The sequence below is a fragment of the Acetobacter suratthaniensis genome (assembly GCF_017377745.1).
Taxonomy (GTDB): domain Bacteria; phylum Pseudomonadota; class Alphaproteobacteria; order Acetobacterales; family Acetobacteraceae; genus Acetobacter; species Acetobacter suratthaniensis.
This window is the reverse complement of sequence record NZ_JAFVMG010000044.1, coordinates 1-1856: the sequence shown is the minus strand read 5'-3', so window position 1 is coordinate 1856 and position 1856 is coordinate 1. Positions and strand designations below refer to the sequence as shown.

Here is a 1856-nt window from a genome sequence, read left to right as displayed (position 1 = left end):
GACGCCTTTGAGCGGATTCCGACGTTTGGCCGTTTTTCTGGTCTGGATCGCGTTCGGTATCCGTCTGACCTGAGGAACCTCTCGGTTGATCAGCTTGTTCAGGTTGCTGACGAGCTTCGTGCGGAAACGATTGACGCGGTTTCGACCACGGGCGGGCATCTTGGCGCGTCTCTGGGTGTTGTTGAGCTGACCGTGGCGCTGCATGCGGTGTTCGATACGCCGGATGACCGGGTGATCTGGGATGTGGGACATCAGGCCTATCCGCACAAGATCCTGACCGGACGGCGCGAGCGCATCCGTACCCTGCGCCAGCCGGGCGGGCTGTCAGGCTTTACCCGTCGCTCTGAAAGCGAATACGACCCGTTCGGGGCGGCTCATTCCTCTACCTCCATCTCGGCTGGTCTGGGCATGGCGGTGGCGCACCACCTGCGCGCCAAGGATGATTCCTCCTACCGTGAGCGCAATGTGATCGCGGTGATCGGCGATGGCTCGATTTCCGCTGGCATGGCGTATGAGGCGATGAATAACGCCTCCGTGGCCGGGCCGGGAGCCGAGCGGCTGATCGTCATCCTCAACGACAACGAGATGTCCATCGCTCCGCCTGTGGGCGCGATGTCCAACTACCTGTCGCGGCTGATGTCTTCGCGCAAGTTCATGGGGCTGCGTGAGCTGGCCGGGCGCTTCGTCAAGAAGCTGCCCGCCCCGGTGGAACGCACCGCCCGCAAGGCGGATGAATATGCCCGTGGCATGATCACCGGTGGCACGCTGTTTGAAGAACTGGGCATGTATTATGTCGGCCCGGTGGACGGGCATGATCTACCCCAGCTCATCTCGATCCTGCGAAACCTGCGCGATACGGATAACGGCCCGATCCTGCTGCACGTCATCACGGAAAAAGGGCATGGCTACCGCCCCGCCGAAAACGCGGGCGACAAGTATCATGCCGTGGCCAAGTTCAATGTCGTCACGGGTGAGCAGAACAAGGGGCCTGCCGGGCCGCCGAGCTATACATCCGTTTTCGCGCGTGAACTGGTGCGGATTGCCGGGCAGGATGAGCGGGTGGCCGCCATTACCGCGGCCATGCCCTCGGGCACGGGGCTGGACGCTTTTGCCAAGAATTACCCCGAGCGCTTTTTCGATGTCGGCATTGCCGAACAGCATGCCGTCACCTTCGCCGCAGGTATGGCCTCGGAAGGGCTGCGGCCGTTCTGCGCGATTTACTCCACCTTCCTGCAGCGCGCCTATGATCAGGTGATGCACGATGTGGTGCTGCAGAACCTGCCGGTACGCTTTGCCATTGATCGCGCTGGTCTGGTGGGGGCCGATGGGGCCACGCATGCCGGATCGTTCGACATTGCTTATCTTGGCTGCCTGCCGGGCATGACCATTATGGCGCCGTCTGATGAGCTTGAACTGCTGCACATGACGGCCACGGCGGTGGCGTTTGACGAAGGGCCGATCGCGCTGCGTTACCCGCGCGGCAATGGTCTGGGTCTTGACCTGCCCGCCACCGGCACGGTGCTGGAAATCGGGCGTGGGCGGATCGTGCGCGAAATGGGCCGCCAGTCGGGTGCGGAAAAGGGTGGCGTTGCCATTCTCTCGCTTGGCCCAAGGCTGGCGGACTGCCTGCAGGCTGCGGATATTCTCGCGGCGCAGGGCCTTGCGCCCACGGTTGCGGATGCCCGCTTTGCCAAACCGCTGGACACCGCCCTGCTGGAGAACCTTGCGCGCAACCATGCGGTGCTGATCACTATCGAGGAAGGCTCCGAAGGGGGCTTTGGCTCCATGGTCTGCCATCATCTGGCCCGCACCGGCCTGCTCGATCAGGTGCGTTTCCGCCCCATGACCCTGCCAGA

Annotated in this window: 1 protein-coding gene; it reads left to right on the top strand. The window is 63.1% G+C overall.

Going from position 1 to position 1856, the window contains the following annotated elements; genetic code table 11:
• Window positions 1-15 precede the first annotated feature (15 nt).
• On the top strand, window positions 16-1856 hold a 1841-nt coding region (gene dxs / locus J2D75_RS14190), incomplete at its 3' end, for a 1-deoxy-D-xylulose-5-phosphate synthase (RefSeq protein ID WP_207855439.1).